The 18087-nt window shown below is 67.1% G+C and carries 21 protein-coding genes; 11 read left to right on the top strand and 10 right to left on the bottom strand.

The window, feature by feature from the left end:
- Window positions 1-15: 15 nt before the first annotated feature.
- Window positions 16-1872 carry a fatty acyl-AMP ligase gene (locus A5733_RS15975; RefSeq protein ID WP_076240811.1) on the bottom strand — a complete coding sequence of 619 codons (1857 nt, stop codon included), beginning with the start codon at window positions 1870-1872 and terminating at the stop codon, window positions 16-18.
- 89 nt (window positions 1873-1961) lie between these two features.
- Here A5733_RS15975 and A5733_RS15970 point away from each other — a divergent pair, with 89 nt between their 5' ends.
- Window positions 1962-3509 (top strand): class I adenylate-forming enzyme family protein, encoded by a 1548-nt coding sequence (locus A5733_RS15970; protein WP_083666230.1) that lies wholly within the window; start codon window positions 1962-1964, stop codon window positions 3507-3509.
- A 114-nt stretch (window positions 3510-3623) separates the two neighbouring features.
- A complete protein-coding gene (locus tag A5733_RS15965; protein ID WP_076240809.1) occupies window positions 3624-4346 on the top strand; it encodes a CPBP family intramembrane glutamic endopeptidase in 723 nt (240 codons plus the stop codon).
- 10 nt (window positions 4347-4356) lie between these two features.
- Here the strand turns inward: A5733_RS15965 and A5733_RS15960 are convergent, their stop codons facing one another.
- Both A5733_RS15960 and ripD read right to left on the bottom strand, forming a co-directional pair.
- Window positions 4357-5139, bottom strand: coding sequence for a hypothetical protein (locus A5733_RS15960; RefSeq protein ID WP_076240808.1), 783 nt, complete (start codon window positions 5137-5139; stop codon window positions 4357-4359).
- 67 nt (window positions 5140-5206) lie between these two features.
- Window positions 5207-5818: an NlpC/P60 family peptidoglycan-binding protein RipD gene (ripD, locus tag A5733_RS15955; RefSeq protein ID WP_067772585.1), complete on the bottom strand. Its 612-nt coding sequence runs from the start codon at window positions 5816-5818 to the stop codon at window positions 5207-5209.
- Between the two features lie 181 nt (window positions 5819-5999).
- Here ripD and tenA point away from each other — a divergent pair, with 181 nt between their 5' ends.
- The gene (gene tenA / locus A5733_RS15950; RefSeq protein WP_076240807.1) at window positions 6000-6683 is read left to right on the top strand and encodes a thiaminase II; all 684 of its coding nucleotides are present in this window, start codon (window positions 6000-6002) and stop codon (window positions 6681-6683) included.
- A 58-nt stretch (window positions 6684-6741) separates the two neighbouring features.
- Here tenA and tpx read toward each other — a convergent pair whose 3' ends face one another.
- On the bottom strand, window positions 6742-7236 hold the full coding sequence (tpx, locus tag A5733_RS15945) for a thiol peroxidase (protein ID WP_067772589.1): 495 nt from the start codon (window positions 7234-7236) through the stop codon (window positions 6742-6744).
- 62 nt (window positions 7237-7298) lie between these two features.
- On the opposite strand from tpx, the gene A5733_RS15940 reads away from it, so the two are divergent.
- Window positions 7299-8192 carry an aminoglycoside phosphotransferase family protein gene (locus A5733_RS15940; RefSeq protein ID WP_076240806.1) on the top strand — a complete coding sequence of 298 codons (894 nt, stop codon included), beginning with the start codon at window positions 7299-7301 and terminating at the stop codon, window positions 8190-8192.
- A 9-nt stretch (window positions 8193-8201) separates the two neighbouring features.
- On the opposite strand, the gene A5733_RS15935 is transcribed toward A5733_RS15940, so the two are convergent.
- Complete coding sequence (locus A5733_RS15935) at window positions 8202-8525, bottom strand: hypothetical protein (protein ID WP_067772594.1); 324 nt, start codon at window positions 8523-8525, stop codon at window positions 8202-8204.
- A gap of 135 nt (window positions 8526-8660) precedes the next feature.
- Window positions 8661-9626, bottom strand: a complete 966-nt coding sequence (locus A5733_RS15930) for an o-succinylbenzoate synthase (protein ID WP_076240805.1) — start codon at window positions 9624-9626, stop codon at window positions 8661-8663.
- A 135-nt stretch (window positions 9627-9761) separates the two neighbouring features.
- On the opposite strand from A5733_RS15930, the gene A5733_RS15925 reads away from it, so the two are divergent.
- Complete coding sequence (locus A5733_RS15925) at window positions 9762-10013, top strand: hypothetical protein (RefSeq protein WP_067772605.1); 252 nt, start codon at window positions 9762-9764, stop codon at window positions 10011-10013.
- Window positions 10014-10031: 18 nt separating this feature from the next.
- Window positions 10032-10694, top strand: coding sequence for an MOSC domain-containing protein (locus tag A5733_RS15920; protein ID WP_076240804.1), 663 nt, complete (start codon window positions 10032-10034; stop codon window positions 10692-10694).
- 3 nt (window positions 10695-10697) lie between these two features.
- Here the strand turns inward: A5733_RS15920 and A5733_RS15915 are convergent, their stop codons facing one another.
- Window positions 10698-11351: an HD domain-containing protein gene (locus A5733_RS15915; protein WP_076240803.1), complete on the bottom strand. Its 654-nt coding sequence runs from the start codon at window positions 11349-11351 to the stop codon at window positions 10698-10700.
- A 42-nt stretch (window positions 11352-11393) separates the two neighbouring features.
- Between A5733_RS15915 and A5733_RS15910 the strand changes: the two genes are divergently transcribed.
- A complete protein-coding gene (locus A5733_RS15910; protein WP_369830944.1) occupies window positions 11394-12404 on the top strand; it encodes a GlxA family transcriptional regulator in 1011 nt (336 codons plus the stop codon).
- A 10-nt stretch (window positions 12405-12414) separates the two neighbouring features.
- Here the strand turns inward: A5733_RS15910 and A5733_RS15905 are convergent, their stop codons facing one another.
- From A5733_RS15905 to A5733_RS15895, 3 genes are all read right to left on the bottom strand, one after another.
- Entirely contained in the window at window positions 12415-13104 is a 690-nt protein-coding gene (locus A5733_RS15905) for a GDSL lipase (RefSeq protein ID WP_076240864.1), read from the bottom strand.
- Between the two features lie 155 nt (window positions 13105-13259).
- The gene (locus A5733_RS15900) at window positions 13260-14471 is read right to left on the bottom strand and encodes an acyltransferase (RefSeq protein ID WP_076240802.1); all 1212 of its coding nucleotides are present in this window, start codon (window positions 14469-14471) and stop codon (window positions 13260-13262) included.
- A gap of 256 nt (window positions 14472-14727) precedes the next feature.
- The gene (locus tag A5733_RS15895; RefSeq protein ID WP_067764702.1) at window positions 14728-15321 is read right to left on the bottom strand and encodes a hypothetical protein; all 594 of its coding nucleotides are present in this window, start codon (window positions 15319-15321) and stop codon (window positions 14728-14730) included.
- A 75-nt stretch (window positions 15322-15396) separates the two neighbouring features.
- Between A5733_RS15895 and A5733_RS15890 the strand changes: the two genes are divergently transcribed.
- The 4 genes from A5733_RS15890 to A5733_RS15875 form a co-directional block, all read left to right on the top strand.
- Entirely contained in the window at window positions 15397-16557 is a 1161-nt protein-coding gene (locus A5733_RS15890; RefSeq protein WP_076240801.1) for an alkaline phosphatase family protein, read from the top strand.
- Between the two features lie 46 nt (window positions 16558-16603).
- Window positions 16604-16936, top strand: a complete 333-nt coding sequence (locus A5733_RS15885; protein ID WP_067764709.1) for a DUF732 domain-containing protein — start codon at window positions 16604-16606, stop codon at window positions 16934-16936.
- 38 nt (window positions 16937-16974) lie between these two features.
- Window positions 16975-17442: a DUF5078 domain-containing protein gene (locus A5733_RS15880; protein WP_067764712.1), complete on the top strand. Its 468-nt coding sequence runs from the start codon at window positions 16975-16977 to the stop codon at window positions 17440-17442.
- Between the two features lie 415 nt (window positions 17443-17857).
- On the top strand, window positions 17858-18087 hold a 230-nt coding region (locus A5733_RS15875; RefSeq protein WP_233152707.1), incomplete at its 3' end, for an MmpS family transport accessory protein.

Here is an 18087-nt window from a genome sequence, read left to right as displayed (position 1 = left end):
GAAATCTGCGGCCGGTCAACGCACACCCAGGGTGCCGTCGAGATATTCTCTGCGGCACGCCAGCCGGGCCAGCTTGCCGCTCGTGGTCCGTGGGATCGCGCCGGCCGGCAGGAACCGCAGATCTGCCACCGACAATCCGTGGCGCTGCGCCACCGCCGCCCGGATCTCCTGACTGGCCGCCTCGGGGTCGGCGCGTTTGGAGCGGGCCGCACGCTCGGCGATCACCACCAACCGGCTGCGGTCGGTTTCGTCGTCGGACGGCACGGTGAATGCAGTCACATAGCCACGTCGCACCAGCGGTGAGGCCTCGGCGACGGTGGCCTCGATGTCGTGCGGGTAATGGCTGCGTCCGTCGATGCACACCAGATCGGCCATCCGCCCTGTGACGTAGAACTGTCCTTCGACATAGACACCCAGATCCCCGGTGCGCAGCCACCCGGCGTGCTCGGGCACCCCGTCGGCGTGACTGCCGGAGGCCAGCCGCTGCTGCAGCCGCACCCCGAACGTCTTCCGGGTCTCCTCCGGGCGGCCCCAGTAACCTCGTCCGATGTTGTTGCCGTGCAACCAGATCTCGCCGACCTGACCGTCGGCCACTTCGGCAGCCGGACCGTCGGCCGTCTTCGGGTCGACGATCACCGCCCACAAACTGCGGGCCGGTTGCCCGCAGGACACCTGGGCGAGTGCGCCGTCGGCCTCGGCACCGACACGGACTGCACGCCCGTCGGCGAGTTGCTCGCGATCGAAGTAGACGACCGAGGCCTGCTCGGCCGGGGCGATCGTCGAGATGAGCAGCGTGGCCTCGGCGATCCCGTATGACGGTTTGAACGCCGTCGGCGGGAGCCCGTAGGGCGCGAATGCTTCGTTGAAAGTCGTTATCACCTCGGGGTTTACCGGTTCGGACCCGATGATGAGCACGACATTTCGCAGATCGATGTCGTCACCGGAAGACGGCACACCGCGCTGAGCGGTCCATTCGTAGGCGAAGTTCGGCGCGGCAGTGATGACCCGACCGTCCCGCGAGGCGTCCGAGAGCGCCTGGATCCACCGCTGCGGCCTGCGGATGAATGCGGTGGGCGACATCAACGTCGAATGCCCGCCATACACCGCGGGAAATCCGATCATGGACAAACCCATGTCGTGGTACAGCGGTAACCAGCTGAGGCCGTGGGTATTTCGGTTCAGCAGATCGATCGACAGGATCATCTGCATGAGGTTGGTGCCCACGGCGCGATGCGTGATCTCCACTCCGACCGGCGGACGGGTGGCCCCGGAGGTGTACTGCAGATGGGAGACGTCGTCGGGATCAACCGGAATGGGAGTGAAGCCCTCGCCTGACGAATCGGGGATCTCGTCGATGATCACCACCTGCGGGCGCACGGCGTCCGGCATCGTGTCCAGGAATGCCCGTACCGCGGCGTCGGCGGCAGCGGTGGTGAGCACCGTGGTGGGGCGCGAATCCAACAGTGCCGTCTCGAGCCGTTCGGCGTGACCTTGCAGTTCTGGGGCGAACAGCGGCACGGCGATGTTTCCGGCCTTGATCGCGGCGAAGAATCCCACGACGTAGTCGAGACCTTGCGGCGCAAGGATGGCCACCCGGTCCTCGCGTGCCGCGACCTGCTGCAGCTGCGCGGCGACCGCTCTGAGCCTGACCCCCAACTGCGTCCAGGTCAGCTCGAGTACCTGTTCCTCCGATTGGCTGTGGTCGAGGTAACGGTAGGCGACGAGGTCACCGACATGGGCGATGTTGCGGTCGATCAGGGATATCAGGGTGGTCCCCGGTGGCAACACGATGTCGCCGTTCTCGTCGAGACAATCCTCGATACCCAGTAATCCCTCCGGGGCCTCGTATTGAACCTGCGAGCCGCTGTCCATGACCGCAGTCTAGGTCGCGAGACCGGCGAGGAAGGATCGCTGAACCGACCCCGAGCGGATGCCCAGCGCCCGTTGGAGAAGATGGGCGGGTGACGCAATCGCCGTTGACCATCCCCGCTCTGCTGCAACACAGTGTTGCCGAGTTCCCGGAGAGCACCTATCTGGTCACCCCCACCGAACGGCTCACCTACCTCGAAGCCGAACAACGGTCCGCCCGCCTGGCGCGGTGGCTGCTGCACGAAGGGGTGGGCAAGGGCACCCGCGTCGGGCTGTTCTTTCCCAACGGTGGCGAATGGGTGACGTGGTGGCTTGCGGTGTCACGCATCGGGGCGGTCGCGGTGCCGCTGAGCACGTTGTACGCCCCGGCGGAAATCGCAAAGGTGTTACGGCTGGCCGACATCGGGTTCCTGATCGCTCCCAGCACGGTCCTGACCATCGACGTCGCCGAGCGGCTGGAGGCCGCACTGCCCGAGCTGACCGGCCACGTCGGCAACCGACCGGTCGTGCGCGCCGCACCCTATCTGCGTCGCATCGCCGTCGTCGGCGACGTCGACCGGCCCTGGGCAACGAGCGTGGACACGCAGACCGGCCATGGCGTGCCGGCCGAGATCCTGGCCGCAGCCGAAGCCGAGGTCTCCCCCGCCGACCTGGCCATCATGGTCCACACCTCCGGCTCCACCGCAGACCCCAAAGGGGTACTGCACACCCACGGCACACTCGTGCGGCAGACCTCGACCTGGCCGAGCGCCATCCGCGCGATCACCAAATCCGAGGACCCGCCCCGGATTCTGTGCGCCATGCCGTTCTTCTGGATCGGCGGCCTGCTCGCGGCCACCGGGGCGCTGCACGAACCCGTCACCCTGGCGGTCATGCCGAAACTCGACGCGGCGACCGCGTTGGATCTCGTCGAGCGCGAACGTATCACCGGTGTGGTGGGCTGGCCGGCGTTCACTCAGCGGATGCGCGAACACCCGTCGTTCGCCGACCGGGACCTCAGCAGTGCGCCCATGCTGCGCGACGGGCCGCTCGACATCGCGATGACCGATGTGCCCGACGGATTTCCGGTGCACCGGACTATGTCCGAGACCGCAGGCGGGTTCGTCTACACCGACATCGCCATCGTCGACGAGCAGGGCAAGCTGGTCCGTCCCGGCCACACCGGCGAACTCCTGGTCCGCGGTATCGGGGTGATGGCCGGATACAACAAGCGGGAACGTTGCGAAACCTTCGACGCCGACGGCTGGTACCACACCGGTGACAAGGTGTACCGGCGCGACGGCGACCCCCGATTGTTCTACGTCGGACGCACCACGGATCTGATCAAGGCTGCCGGCGCCAACGTCTCGCCCCTGGAGGTCGAGGCCGTCATCGCCGAAGCTGCCGATGTGGCGCAATGTGTGGTCATCGGCCTCGACGATCCACAACGCGGCGAACAGGTATGTGCCATCGTCGTGCCGACCGCGCCGATCGACGTGGCGACGCTGATCTCCCATGCCCGCGAACACCTGTCGGCCTATAAGGTGCCGACCCGCTGGGTACTGACCACGGGTGACCGGATCCCGACGCTGCCCAGTGGAAAGTTCGACCGAAAAACCCTGCGGCAGTTGGTGGTCGACGGCGACCTGGACCGGGACTGAGCTTCCGGCTGATCGGGGCGGATCGATCAGCGCGCGGAACCAGGCGACCGGTCCGCCGACCACATCTCGGCGATACATGATGGGGCGCCACCGGGAGCAGTAGCCTCTGGCCGCATGGATGCTGTTCAGGAGGCGTCGCGGGTGCCGACCGGACCGACCCACCGCTGGGGTCTTGGCGCATTCGTCGTCGTCGAGGCCGTCTATCTGCTCACGTCGGCCTCCTTCGGGTTGCTCGCGCCTGCCGGTCCCCCACCGGCCTGGCTGATCACGCTGGCGATCGGGACGCCGACACTGCTCGCGGCCGCGTCGGCCCTGGCGATCGCGAAATGGCGAGGCAACGGTCCCTGGATCGACTTTCGCTGGCATTGGTCCTGGCGGGCGGTCGGTCTCGGTGTGGCCTTCGGCATCGGAGGTCTGTTCGTCACGCTGCCCGCTGCGCTGCTCTACCAGTCGATCGTGGGACCGGACGCCACCTCCGCGGTGGGCGGGATCTTCGAGGGCGTGCGAGCCACCTGGCCGGTGGCGGTGACCGTACTGGTGCTGGTCGCGGTCATCGCCCCGATCTGTGAAGAGGTGGTGTACCGCGGCCTGCTGTGGGGCGCGCTGGAGCAACGTTGGGGACGCATCACCGCCCTGACGGTGTCCACCGTGGCGTTCGCCGTGGCCCACCTGGAACTCGAGCGCGCACCCCTGCTACTGGTGGTGGCCCTTCCGATTGCGTTGGCGCGCCTGTATTCCGGGAACCTCTGGGGCGGCATCCTGGCGCACCAGGTGACCAACCTGCTGCCAGGCCTCGTGATGATGTTCGGCTTGCTGGGCATGACGCCGGCCGCCTGACGCCGCGCCGTCAGCGCTTGCGGTCTCGCACCTTGTACGTGGAGGGCCAGGACATCCGGGATTCGTCGCCCACCAAGGGAGTTCCCGACCCACCGACCCGGACGTCGTAGGCTTCCTGCCCGGCCCCCACCTCGCGGTTGGCGTGTTCTTGGGCCAGAAAATAGAGCTGGTCGATCTCGGCCTCGGAAAACGCCACGAACGTTGTCTTGCGCACGATGTCGTTGATCCCCGCCGTCATCCGGTCGGGCAGGATGCGCGAGGCCAGCACCGCCAACCCCAGCAGGACGAACGGGATGACCCAGTAGCAGACGAACGACAATGGCGTCTCGGTGTCCAGGATCGTGGCATCACCCTGCACGATCGGCGGGATCGCCGATGAGATCGTCATGCCGGCAAAGGCGCCGACCCAGATCCAGGTCAGAATCTTGATGATCCGTTGGAACACATCGCTTTCCACCACCCCGGGCGGTTGACCGGCCGCGGCGAACTCGAGCACGAACGGCTTACCGATCAAAAGACCGATCAACGCGACCAGGAAGATCCCCGCGTTGCTCAGCGGCTGCATCCAGCGTTCCATGACGTCCTGGCTGAGCACCAGGGTCAGCACCGTCAACACGACGAAGGTGGCGAGCGCACCGATCTCCAGGGTGCGCCCCGGCGCCCCCGAGACCCGGCTGATCACGAATGTCGCGATGGCCGTCGCCAGCGCCACCAGCACGGCGACTCCGAACGGCACGTTGCCGACGAGTACCCAATAGATGATCCACGGCGCGAAGCCAAACAGAATGCCCACGACGGCACAGTCTAGGGGCTTACCGTTGGATATACGGCAAGTCCTGCGGCGGTGGCGTCGACGCGCCTCACGCGATGATGCGGACGAGGTAGGGCGTCATGCCCTCGGCGCGCACCGGCGTGACCGCGACCGCGGGCTCGGTGCCCTGGATCATCTGGTTGTTGCCGAGGTAGAGCGCGACGCTCTGGGTGCCCTCTGGCCCGTAGAAGATCAGATCCCCGGGCAGCGCGGCCGACGGCAGCACCTTCTGTCCGACCTTGTACTGCTCACCAGAGGAGCGCGGCATCTTGACGCCCGCCCCGGCGAAGGCGTACACGATCAGACCGGATGCGTCGAAACCGACCACGTTGGCCGAGGGGTCCGGCATGACACCGAGGCCCGGCGTGGTCAGTGCCGGGGCGGTGACCGCCGGGGTCGACAGGCCGGGCGTCAGTCCACCTGCCGTGGGCGGCGGGGTCAGGCCGGGGGCCGGCACGGTGCGGGCGATACCGCGGGTGGGTCCGTTGACGTCGCCACCGCCGTAGCTGAACGGCACCCCGCGCTGGGACAACGCCCGGGCGATCACGAGGTCGACAAACTGCTGATTGCCGGCCGGGCGTTCGATCGGTGCGGCACCGGCAAGTCCGGGAGTCGCTACCAGAAATGCCAGACCTAACAGCAGGGCAACGTAACGTCTCATCGAACATCAACTCTCTCGACCACAGCGAAGGTGACCTCGAACTGCTGGTCGTCGTCAGTCGAGTCAACCATTTGTACCGCCGACGCCGGGTTTCGCCCAATTCAGCTGGGGCGCAAGGCTAATCAGATGCAGTACCGTGACCTGACGGTTACCCGGCGCCGCGACCTGTCACCATATCGACATGCATACCGATGCGAATCTGCAATCCTTCTCGGCACGGCTGTGGCACTCGATCGAGCCGATCTTCGCCGCGACCGTGGCGCACCCGTTCCTGACCGGCCTCACCGACGGCAGCCTCGACGACACGGCATTCACGCACTATGTCGCACAAGACGTGCACTACCTGCGTGACTACGCCCGGGCCCTCGCGATCGTCGGCGCGAAGGCGCCCACCTTGGCCGACACCGCGATGTTCTCCCGGCATGCAGCCGAAATCTTCGACGTGGAGCTGGGATTGCACAACGAGCTACTGCCCGCCCTGGGGCTGGATCTGACGGAGTTGAACTCCACCCCCGTGGCCCCGACCACGCGGGCCTACACGAGTTATCTGCTCGCCACGGCATACGGCGGAAGCTTTGCCGAAGGGCTGGCGGCGGTGCTGCCCTGCTACTGGATCTATGCCCGGGTCGGCTCGGCCCTGGCGAAAGACGGTTCGCCCGACGAGCGGTACCAACGCTGGATCGACAGCTATGGCGGTGAGGAGTTTGCCGCGACCGTCGCCGAGGTGCTGGCCGTCACGGACCGGATCGGGTTGGCGCTCGGCTCGGCGCAAGAAGCCGACGCCCGAACGCATTTCGTGGTCACGGCGAAATACGAATGGATGTTTTTCGACGCGGCGTATCGCCGCGAGCAGTGGCCGATCTGAACGTCGGCCCGGCGTCATCCCTCACCGGCGTATGGACACCGGTGAGGGACGAGCGCAACTACTTGAGCGCAGCCAGGGCGGCGTCGTAGTTGGGCTCCTGAGCGATCTCGGGAACCAGTTCGGAGTAGGCCACGTTGCCGTCGGCGCCGATCACCACGACGGCACGGCCGAGCAGACCGGCCATCGGGCCGTCGGCCAGGGTGATGCCGTAGTCCTCGCCGAAGCTGTCCCGGAAGGCCGACGCCGAGGTGACGTTCTCGATGCCCTCGGCACCGCAGAAGCGCTTCTGGGCGAACGGCAGGTCCTTCGACACGCACAGCACCGTGGCGCCGGCCTCGGCAGCGCGCTCGTTGAAGGTGCGCACGCTGGCGGCGCACACCGGCGTGTCCACCGACGGGAAGATGTTCAGCAGCAACGCCTTGCCCTGGAACTGGTCGCTGGTGACGGCGCCGAGGTCGGTGCCGGTGAGCGAGAAGCTGGGGGCCGGGCTGCCGACTGCGGGCAGTTCACCGACGGTGTTGATGGAATTTCCGCGCAAGGTTATCTGTGCCATAGCGCACAGTCTGTCAAAACCTGCTGCCCCGCGGGCCGCCCGGGGTGCGACCATGGGTCGCGATGATCGATCTGCCCGAGGCCGTGCACGCCATGGGCACGCGGGGACCACGGTGGCAGTCCTGGGTCGAGAGCCTGCCCCGGCTACTTCGAGACCAGTTCGACGAGTGGACGCTGCGCGCGGACGGGCCGCCGTACCACGGTCACTGCTCGATCGTGGTCCCGGTACGGACCGACGACGGCGTCGCGGCAGTCCTCAAGGCCGGCTTTCCCGACGAGGAATCGGCCCACGAACATCTGGCCCTGCGCCGGTGGGCCGGAGCCGGGTCAGCCCGGCTGCTGCGGGCCGACCCGCACCGGCGCACTCTGCTGCTCGAACGGCTACAGCAACGAAACCTCAACGAGCTCTGGGACATCGAGGCCTGCGAGATCGTGGCCGGACTCTACGGCCGGCTCCACGTGCCACCGCTGCCCCAGCTGCGTTCGGTCGCCGAGAACACCACCCGCTGGTCCGCCGGCCTGGCCCGGCTGCCGCGCAACGCTCCCCTGCCGCGACGACTGGTCGAGCAAGCCATCTCGCTGGGCACGGATCTGAGCACCGACCGCGCGGTTGCCGACACCGTGGTCCACGGTGATCTGCACTACGCCAACGTGCTCGCCGGCGAACGCGAGCCATGGCTGGTGATCGACCCCAAGCCGATGAACGGCGACCCGCACTACGACCTCGCACCGATGTTGTGGAACCGGTGGGACGAGCTGGCCGGCCATGTTCGCGACGGCGTCCGGCGCCGGCTGGCCGCCCTGGTCGATGCCGCAGATCTCGATCCCGACCGGGCCAGGGACTGGGTGATCGTGCGGATGATGCACAACGCGATGTGGGAGCTGACCGAGGAAGCCCACCCTGATCCGGACTGGCTGACCGTGTGTGTGGCCATCGCCAAGGCCGTGCAGGACTGACCGGCGTGCTCAGATGACCTTGTAGGTGAGGGCGTAATGGGCCCCGGCGCCGCTGACCTGCTGAGTGACCTCGCCGCGGCCCAACTCCTCGGAGCGGATCACAATCGACCCCACGTCCTGCGTCTCGTCGGTGCGCACATCCACCTCCCGGAACACGATCTCCAATTCACCGTCGAACGGCAGCAGCCGGTCCAGATCCACCACATCGCCCTGGCACATCGACACAGCCCGGAACTGGAACCCGTCAGCCCGGCTGATGCTGAGCTCGTCGGTTCCCCCGGACTCCTGGGTCTTGACGGCCCGCAGTTCCGACAGTTTGGCGAACAACGACATGGCACCTCCGTTGGATCTGTCGCCAGCGGGTGGCTGACGACGTCGATTCTCGAGTTGCCGCCGGGCCGCACACATGCGTAGTGCGCTACTTGAATCTGTTCGACGCGAATCCGGTCGACCACGTTGCTGGATCGGTCACGACGCGGTGATGGCAGCCCGCAGCCGTTCGCGCCACCACTGCACGCGAGCCGGGTCGGTGACCGCGTAGCGCTCCAACTGCTCGGGTTGCGGAGCCGGAGGCATCGGCGCGACGGGTAGATAGCCATCCACAGCTGCCAGCGAACGCGAATCCGCGACCAGATCACCGGCCAGCAGCCCTCTGGTTCCCAGTTCGCAGGCGAACGGCAGCTGTGGCAGCGCGCCGGCCAGCGCGAGACCGGCGGCCAGGCCGATCGTGGTCTCCACGCTGGACCGGACCACGCTCGGCAGCCCGAGCATCTCGGCCACGCGTAATGCGCGCCGCACCCCGCCCAGGGGTCCGACGGCGAGCACCGCGATGTCGGCAGCCGCTTCGAGCCGCAGATCCCGCGGGTCGTCGGCACCGCAGAGCGACTCGTCGACCGCGATGGGCACCTCGACCCGACGTCTGAGCGCGGCCAGCTCGTCAATTGTCGGGCAGGGTTGCACCACGAACTCCAGCCCGTCGGCCGCTCGACTCAGGGCGGCGATGGCCGCCACGGCGGTATCCGGATTCCACCTGCCGTTGACGTGGCAACGTACGGTGCCGCCCGGTCCGAGCCCGTCTCGCGCCGCCTCTACCCGCTCGATGTCCTCGGCCAACGATCCTGCGCCGACCTCGACCGCGGCGGCGCGGGTTTTCGAGGCGGCCGCGATCTGATGGGCCCGCGCCGCATCGACCGCGGGAATGGTGACCGCGATCGGCACCCGCCCGCGCACGGGGTCGGGCCAGCCCACCGTGCCCGGTTCGGTCGCGGCCGTCAGCCAGCGCACCAGCGAGCGGTCTTGCGGCAACGGGCTGAACTCTCCCCAACCCTGCGGCCCTTCCAACAGCATTCCCTCGCGCACGGTGAGTCCGTCCACCGGCGCGACGGTGGGAATCGCGAAAACGGGCGCACGGTCGAAATCGATCAGGGTCTGCACAAGCAGGTGACGCTAGCCCAGCGAGCGGGCCGGCGGCGGGCAACCGACCGCAAGTGGTCAACCGGCGGCGCCGCCAGATCATGCCGCCTAGACTGCGCCGGTAGGTCGGACCGCAGGTTCGGGAGGAGACAGGCGATGGCGAGCGCAATGTGGCGCGGGGTACTCACGGTGATGTCGGCTGCGGTGCTGTCGGCCGGGTCGATGGCGGTGGCCACCATCGTGACACCGGCCTCGAGCTCGGCATGCCCACCCGGAGAAACCGGCGTGACCAACGGTTGCTCCCCGTTCTGTGTCCCGGGCCGGCAACTCGACACCGCGACCGGGCTGTGCCTGCCGGTGCCGCCCGCGCCCCCGGCCCCGAATAGTGTTGCGACACCGATCTTCTAGACCGTTACGCTGTGGGTCATGGCGCAGGTATTGACGGTCAACGTGGCCCATCCACGACCCAACACCGCCGAGGGGCGTGCGGTCACCGGAATCGACAAGCGCCCGGTCCAAGGGGCCGTCGGCGTTCGCGCACCCGGCCCGATGCACGGTGGGCTCGGCAGCGGACTGATCGGTGACATCATCGGCGACCAGCAGTTCCACGGTGGTGACGACCAGGCGGTGTATGCCTATGCGCGCGAAGACCTCGACGTCTGGCAGACCGAACTGAACCGCGACATCGCCAACGGCGTCTTCGGCGAGAACCTGACCACCGCGGGCATCGATGTCACCAATGCCCGCATCGGCGAAAGGTGGCGGGTCGGATCCGATGGCCTCGAGCTGGAAGTGTCGCGGCCACGGATACCGTGCCGGACGTTCGCGAACTGGCTGCAGATCAACGGATGGGTGAAAACCTTTACCAGGGCGGCGATTCCGGGCGCCTATTTCCGTCTGGTGACACCCGGTTCGGTAGCCGGCGGTGACGAGATCACGGTGACACACCGGCCCGACCACGACATCACCATCGGGCTCGTGTTCCGGGCCCTCACCCTCGAACCGCGGCTCTTGCCGGACATCCTGGGTGCCGATGCGCTGGCCGTACCGATACGGGAACTTGCCGAGCGCCGAATCGCCGCCGGCTGACCGTCATTCCGGCCAGCTGCTCTCACGGATGACCTCGACGAAGTCTTCGCGCACGAACGTGTCGTCGAAGTGCGCGAGCACGTCAGCGTTGACCGTGCCGAATGTCGATTCCGGACGCTGCCGCACACCTTCGGTGAAGGCATGCAGGATACGATTTTTGAAATCAGGCCGCGGATGAACCGCGGTGACGGCCTGCAGGTGTTCCGGCGTCAGGTCGTCGCGTCCTATCCCCAGCACATCCGTCTCGACACCCGCTGTCACAAGGGCGATCTCGGGGTCGAGGAACTCCGGGATGCCCGGGGTGGTGTGAAGGGCGATCCCGAGCCACACCTTCCGTGCGGCGACCTCGTCGACGCCGCGCTGCAACAGGAAATCCCGGGCGGCGTCGGCACCGTCGACCTCGAACCGCAACTGCGAGGTCGTCCGGTAGGACTCGGTCAGACCGATGTCGTGGAACATCGCGCCCACGTACAACAATTCGAGGTCCGGCTGCAGGCCCCGACGCCGCCCGTGCAGCGCCCCGAAGTAGAACACCCGCCGTGAGTGATGGAACAGAAGGTCGTCCTCGACGTCACGGATGTACTCGGTGACGTCACGCACCAACGGGGTGTCGGGCAGTTCGATCTCGGCGATGTTGTTGGTCAGTGAAATGCTCATGTAGCCAGTCTCGGACGCGGTTGACCGGCAGACCCATGGCCGATGCGCCACATTTCCCACAAGAAGCGACACAATGAGCGGATGGCACACGCCGGACAGCCTCGCGAGATCGCGATCGTGGTCTTCGACGGCGTGAAACTGCTGGATGCCGCCGGTCCCGCCGAGGTGTTCGCCGAGGCCAACCGGTTCGGCGCCGACTACCGCCTGCGGATCGCCTCGGTCGACGGGGCCGACGTCACCACGTCGATCGGCACGACATTCGCGGTGACCGATCGGATCGACCAGATCGACGGCGTGGACACCGTATTGGTCTCTGGCGGAGACGATCTGGTGGGGCGGCCGATCGACACCGCGCTCGTGTCGTCTCTGCGGGACATGCCGGCCCGAACCCGACGGCTGGCCTCGATCTGCACGGGGTCGTTCATCCTGGCCCAGGCGGGTCTGCTCGACGGACGCCGGGCCACGACGCACTGGCGCCATGCCCGCCTGATGGCGCGCGCCTATCCCACGATCTCGGTCGAACCCGACGCCATCTTCGTGCGGGACGGAAACGTGTACACGTCTGCCGGGGTGTCGGCGGGCATCGATCTGGCGCTGGCCCTGGTGGAGTCGGATCACGGGGCCGATCTGGTGCGTGACGTCGCGCGCTCACTCGTGGTCTATCTCAAACGCGCCGGCGGTCAGTCCCAGTTCTCCACGCTGGTCGAGTCGGACGCGCCCGCCCAGTCGACGCTACGTCAGGTGACCGACGCCGTCGCCGCCGATCCCACCGCCAACCACAGCGTGAAATCCCTTGCCGCCCTTGCGTCGTTGAGTACCCGCCAGCTGACTCGGCTGTTCCGGACCGAGCTCGGCACCACACCGGCACGCTACGTCGAGATGGTGCGCATCGACGTGGCCCGGGCCGCCCTGGACGCCGGGCGACAGGTCGGCGACACGGCCCGGCTGGCCGGGTTCGGCAGCGCCGAGACCCTGCGTCGGGTCTTCGTCAACCATCTGGGAGTGTCGCCGAAGGCCTACCGGGACAGATTCCGCACCACGTCGGCAGGTTGAGCCGTCGCGCTCACACCCAACGCGGGAGCTCCTTGCCGATGAGCGGCGCGATCTTGTCGGCCATGTACGCGTGGCCGGCATCAGTGGGGTGGATACCGTCGGCCCCGATCAACTCCGGGTGATCGAAGAACCACCGGTCGGCGATCGGATCGACGAAGGTCGCTCCCACCTGCTCGGCCTCATCCCGCAGGATGTCGCGCACGCCCAACAGGTTCGGCGGCACATCGGCGTTCACCCACGGTGGCCCGATCACCAGCATCCGCGCGGCAGGCGCGGCCTGCCGCGCCATCGTCAGCGCATCGTGGCTCAGCCGGGTGACCGCGCCCAGGTCAGCGCGATCGTCGTTGCGGGACCCGAAGAAGACGATCAACGCGTCGTCGGGGCGCACGGCCCGGGGCACCAGGTCGGCGAAGATGCTGCCGCGGTTGCCGCGCGCGACGTAGCCGGCACCGCCTTCGGCCACCACGTCTGCATCGACCTGCACGCCGCGTTGCGCCAATTTCTGCCAGGCCAGCGGCGCCCAATTCTTCGGCCCCATACCGCCCTCGGCGGGCATGCCCGTGGTGTACGAGTCACCGATGACCGCTATGTGGCTGATCTGCGGATCCAATCCGGAGGTGACGTAGCGCTGCGGCGGAACCTGCGCAAACAGCCCGACCAGAAGGCCGAGTGAGACGATGAAAGTGGTCAGACGACTCACTGCAACCTCCACTGCCGGCGAGACGCATTCATCCCGTGCCGCGATTCGACGAACAGCCTATGGGGTGAACCCGGGCGGTAGATAGGCGGCCGGTGACACACCGATAACAAGGGCATAACAACCTGTCGCGCACTGGGTTTGGATAGTTACAACACTCAGCCCGCGCGGGCCGGGACCTCGGTGGAGCCCTCGGGTTCGGTGTCGACCCGGTGCAGTTTCGTGCTGCCCGAGTCGACGGGCCTGATGTCGACCATTCGGCGCATCCACCGTCGGGCCGGCTCCTCCACGACGTGATAGAGCACGATCGCCCCGACCAGTGAGATGGCCAACAGCGCGATCACCGTGGCTTTCCCCGAGAGCGTCGGCGTCAGCGTCAGCTCGAACTGCCTGGTGGTCCAGATCCACGCGGTATGGACCAACTCATGAACCATATAGAGGCCGAACGAGATCTGACCGCCGTAGACCAGAAACCGGGTCGACAGCAGCGCCGGCAGGCTGCCGACACCGACCGCCAGCGCCACCACCTGCGGGACGAACAGGATGTCGACGATCCCACCGGCATCACCGATGGTGTTCATCGGGTGCGCGTCGAAGAAGTACAGCCCACCCACGATGACGCCGCCCAACACGATCGACAGGTAACCCGCGCGCCGGCGGGTGCGATCGGTCAGATGCAGCTTGCGGACCGCCGCACACGCCAGGGCACCCGCGGTGAACTGCATGACGATTCGCGGCAACCAGCTCCACGGGGTGTAGAAGTGGCCGGTGGCCATCAACAGCACCACCGGGGGCACCGAGGCGGCGATGGCCAGCAGGACCAGGCTCCTGGCCCGGGTGGCGCGTGCGATCCGGAAAACCACCAGGATCAGCGCTCCGAACAGCAGGTAGGCCAACCACTCGGCACTGATCGACCACGCCGGCCCGTCCCAGCTGCTGCCGTCGAAGTACGGCTGGAACCACAGTTGGACCAGGAACAGCTGACGTACATAGCTCACGGCGTTGTAGCCGCTGGTGTCTTCGGGCGGGATGTGCCCGACGTTGAGGGTGAAGATCAGCCACAGCGCCGCCAGGTGCAGCGTCACGAGGTACACCGGCCACACCCGCGACAACCGGAGCCACAGGAAATGCAATGTGGCCCTGGTGTCCCAGCTCGGCCCCATCCGGTCGATGTAGTTCCAGGTCAACACGAATCCGCTGAGGATGAAGAACAGGTCCACGCCCTGGGCGCCACAGTCGAGCACCGGAGCAAGGGCCTCCGTGACATCGGGGGCGACCTGGTAGAGCAGGGGGCGGAAGTGGAACAACACCACCCACACCGCGGCGACGATGCGCAGTCCCGTCAGGGCCTTGATTTCAGCGCCGCGCACAACACCTTTTCCGTATCCACTCAAGCTGATTCGTCACGTCGTCACCGCAACCGGCAGCGTTCGCAGACTAGCAGCGTGCGCGGGTGCGATGTGCTGTGCACATCCTGCACAGCCGCCGCGAGCGACCTGACGACGTCCCGGACGGTCTTGCGCAGCAAAGCAATTGCCGAAGCGGCGAACATCACCGCCGACGTCGAGGCCTGCGCAGGCCGGGCGTGTCAGCCGATCGCGGGAGGGCGCAGAGCGACACCCGCGGTCAGGGCATGGGCACCTGTGACCCGTCGTAATTGCGGGCGTTGTTGTTGAGGGTGTTGAGCCAGGCGCGGAGCTTGGCCTGCGCGATCAATGCCGGGATGTCGCCGGTGGGCGGCGTATCGGGGGCGGCGTCAGTGAGCTGCCACGGTTGGCAACCGCTCGTCTTGAAGGCCTTGTCGGTGGGGTCGATCGTGATCACCTGCGGCTTCTTGCTGAAGGCGTTGTCGATGATGTCCCCGCCGTGCAGATCCGCCATCCGCTTCCAGTAGCAGGTACCGCCCTCGACGGGGCCGGCCGAGGCGTAGTTGCCCGGCTGGATGTCGGTACCGACGATGAAGAGGCCGTCATGGTCGATGCTCGTCGCGGAACCACCAGGTGCCGCCGCAGCGGGGGCTGCCGGGTCAACTGGGGCCGGAGCGGCCGGAGCCGCCACGGCCGGGCCCGGAGCCGGACCCGGGGCTGGGCCGGTGGGCGTGGGCCCGGGGGCCGGAGCGGGTGCGGGTGTCTCCGGATCGGCACTGGCGACGCCGCTGAACGCCCCACCTGCGCCCACCACCAGAGCGGCAGCAAGGATCGCGGCTTTCATCGACTTCATGGAAACCGAGGGTACCGGGTGCGACGAAGTGGCCGGGCCCACTTGCGACGCGGCGATCTGTGACACGCTCACCGGGTGGAAGCCCCACATCCCGACCCCGCCGCACTACATCTGGCCGATGTCGTCCCCTCAGTGCTCGCCGCGATGGGTGTGGCCGGCTTCGATGCGCGGATCACCTGGCCCGGTCCGATACGCGGAGCATGCGTGCTGTTGATCGACGGCCTGGGTGCCGAGTTGCTGGCCGCCCACGCCGCCGACGCGCCCGTTCTGACCGCCATGGCCGCCTCGACGAGCCACCAGACGTTGAGCGTCGGGTTCCCCTCCACGACCGCGGCCGGTCTGGCCGCGATCGGCACCGGTTGCCGGACCGGTGAGCACGGCTTCGTCGGCTACACCTTCCGGGTGCCCAAGGCCGGCCCGGACGTCGACGTGATCAATGCGCTGCGCTGGCGGCCACAGCCATGGGGACCGGACCTGCGCGACCGCGTGGTGCCCGAACGAGTTCAACCTCTGCCCACCACGTTCGAACGAGCCGAGGCCGCGGGTTTGGCCGTATCGGTCGTCTCGGGGGCGGTGCACGCCGGTTCCGGCCTGACCCGGGCGGTGTTGCGCGGCGGACGGTATGTCGGGGTGCACGCTCTCGGTGATCTCACCGCCCGCGTCACGGCGGCCGTGGCCGGTGGCGGATTCTGCTACGGATACCACGCCGAGCTCGATCAGATGGGTCACCTCTACGGACCCGGGTCGGAACCGTGGCGCATGCAGCTGCGACAGGTGGACCGCCTGGTGGAGTCGGTGCTGGAAGCGCTGCCCTCGGAGTGTCTGCTCGCCGTGGTGGCCGATCACGGGATGGTCGCCGTCGACGAAGCCGCCGTGGTCGACGTCGACGAGTCAGAACCACTGCGCACCGGGGTAGCCGCGGTAGGTGGCGAGGCCCGCGCCCGTCACGTGTACGCCTCCCCCGGCGCGGCCGACGACGTGCTGGCGGCCTGGCGCTCGACGCTGTCCGATTCCGCGTGGGTGATGGCGCGGGAGGAAGCCATCGCCGCGGGCTGGTTCGGTCCTCGAGTCCGTGACGACGTCCGGGCGCGCATCGGCGATGTCGTGGCCGCCGCCCGTGGCCGCGCCGCGCTGCTGCGACGAAACGCCGAACCGCTGGAGTCGGCGTTGATCGGCCACCACGGTTCGCTGACCAGCGCCGAGCAGAATGTTCCTCTTGTGTGGGCAATCAGATGACGAACTGCACGCAAAGATCAGGCTTAGATGGGCTAAGATTCACCGCATGAAGCTTGCAGGCCTGGCAGCACTTGGTGCCGCGGCGGCTATCGCCTTCGCCGCTCCCGCACATGCCGATCCCGACACCGATTTCGCCAACGAACTGCACACGTTCGGCATCTACGGCCAGCGTGACTACAACGCCTGGATCGCCAAGATCATGTGCAAGCGGCTGCACAACGGCGTCGACCACAATGCGCAGGACTCGGTCAAGTTCGTGGGCGATCAGTTGGCGCGCGACAGTTCACCGGCCCAGGCGTGGCAGTTCCTCGGCACCGCCATCAACTACTACTGCCCCGATCAGCGCTTTATCTACGAACAGGCCGCCAAGCCGTCGTAGTCTGATTCCCGAGGCCGATCCCAGATTTTTGGAGCGACATGTTGAACCACAAGAGTGTCAAAAACCTCTTCCGCACCGGCGTGGCCGCATGCGCCGTCGTCGGTAGCCTGGCGACCGGCGCGGGCATTGCCTCGGCCGACGCCACCGACGATTACCCGATTCCCAACCGCATCCTGCGCACCCCGTGCACGGCGGAGCAGATCATGGCCGCGGCCCGCGACGTCGAGCCGGTGTACTACGAGCGGTACATGATCGACTACAACAACAAGCCTGCCGCTGATCAGCAGGGCGCCCGGGATCGGATCCACTGGTTCTTCTCCATGGATTACGCCGGCCGCCGGCAGTACTCCGAGAACACCGCCACCAACGCCTTCTTCGAGAACATGGCGTGGCGCTGGCCGAACTGGGCCAAGTTGTTCTTCAACAACAAGGGTGTCGCGGCCAACACCACCGACATCTGCATGAACTACCCGCCCGACGACATGTCTGTCTGGGACTGGCACTAGTTCACAGGTTCGACTCGGAAGGGGCTTCGTCGCCGGCAACCCGGCGGTGGGGCCCTTCCTCATTCCGTTAGCTCCATCACAATCGGTGTCGAGGCCGCCGATCAGGGCCGCCGCGGGCAATGCGTCGTGACTGGATGACCTCGTCGCGCGTGCCATGTGGCAAAGTCGGTCGCTCGGTGCCGACCATGCGTGGCGACGGGTGCGCCACGGCGGTGTCACCGTTTTGTGACTCATTTAAATAAGCTAATATCTCGCTAAGTTTTAGTTAGCCATTCGGCTAGACGGCGAGACGTTTCGAGGTGAACATGGCATACGGGCACTCCCCCTTGGGCTGCCATGGCCTCGATGTGTCGACTGCGTCCGGCCTGCTCGTTGCCCACCTCGCCCACGACCGACGGACCGGTGCCATTTCACGATGACCAACGCGACGAAAAGCCCTCGGCGGAAACAGTTTTCGCTGACCAGCCTGGCCAAGAAGTTCTGGATTCCGTTGATCATCGCCGCGGTGGTCGTGGTGGGTGGCTTCACGGTGATGCGGGTTCGCACGTTCTTCGGTGCCGGCGACGGTTCGGGCATCTCCAGCGCCAAGGTCGATGACACCAAGCCGTTCGACCCCAAGGTCGTGGTCTATGAGATCTACGGCGC

The organism is Mycobacterium sp. NS-7484 (genome assembly GCF_001953975.1).
GTDB lineage: Bacteria > Actinomycetota > Actinomycetes > Mycobacteriales > Mycobacteriaceae > Mycobacterium.
This window is presented reverse-complemented; position numbering and strand designations above follow the sequence as displayed.

Bases quoted from the DNA above. Each gene is read 5' to 3' on its own strand.
- A5733_RS15975 (WP_076240811.1), bottom strand. From the start codon at position 1,872: ATGGACAGCGGCTCGCAGGTTCAATACGAGGCCCCGGAGGGATTACTG.
- A5733_RS15965 (WP_076240809.1), top strand. From the start codon at position 3,624: ATGGATGCTGTTCAGGAGGCGTCGCGGGTGCCGACCGGACCGACCCAC.
- ripD (WP_067772585.1), bottom strand. From the start codon at position 5,818: ATGAGACGTTACGTTGCCCTGCTGTTAGGTCTGGCATTTCTGGTAGCG.
- tenA (WP_076240807.1), top strand. From the start codon at position 6,000: ATGCATACCGATGCGAATCTGCAATCCTTCTCGGCACGGCTGTGGCAC.
- tpx (WP_067772589.1), bottom strand. From the start codon at position 7,236: ATGGCACAGATAACCTTGCGCGGAAATTCCATCAACACCGTCGGTGAA.
- A5733_RS15940 (WP_076240806.1), top strand. From the start codon at position 7,299: ATGATCGATCTGCCCGAGGCCGTGCACGCCATGGGCACGCGGGGACCA.
- A5733_RS15935 (WP_067772594.1), bottom strand. From the start codon at position 8,525: ATGTCGTTGTTCGCCAAACTGTCGGAACTGCGGGCCGTCAAGACCCAG.
- A5733_RS15925 (WP_067772605.1), top strand. From the start codon at position 9,762: ATGGCGAGCGCAATGTGGCGCGGGGTACTCACGGTGATGTCGGCTGCG.
- A5733_RS15920 (WP_076240804.1), top strand. From the start codon at position 10,032: ATGGCGCAGGTATTGACGGTCAACGTGGCCCATCCACGACCCAACACC.
- A5733_RS15915 (WP_076240803.1), bottom strand. From the start codon at position 11,351: ATGAGCATTTCACTGACCAACAACATCGCCGAGATCGAACTGCCCGAC.
- A5733_RS15910 (WP_369830944.1), top strand. From the start codon at position 11,394: ATGCGCCACATTTCCCACAAGAAGCGACACAATGAGCGGATGGCACAC.
- A5733_RS15895 (WP_067764702.1), bottom strand. From the start codon at position 15,321: ATGAAGTCGATGAAAGCCGCGATCCTTGCTGCCGCTCTGGTGGTGGGC.
- A5733_RS15885 (WP_067764709.1), top strand. From the start codon at position 16,604: ATGAAGCTTGCAGGCCTGGCAGCACTTGGTGCCGCGGCGGCTATCGCC.
- A5733_RS15880 (WP_067764712.1), top strand. From the start codon at position 16,975: ATGTTGAACCACAAGAGTGTCAAAAACCTCTTCCGCACCGGCGTGGCC.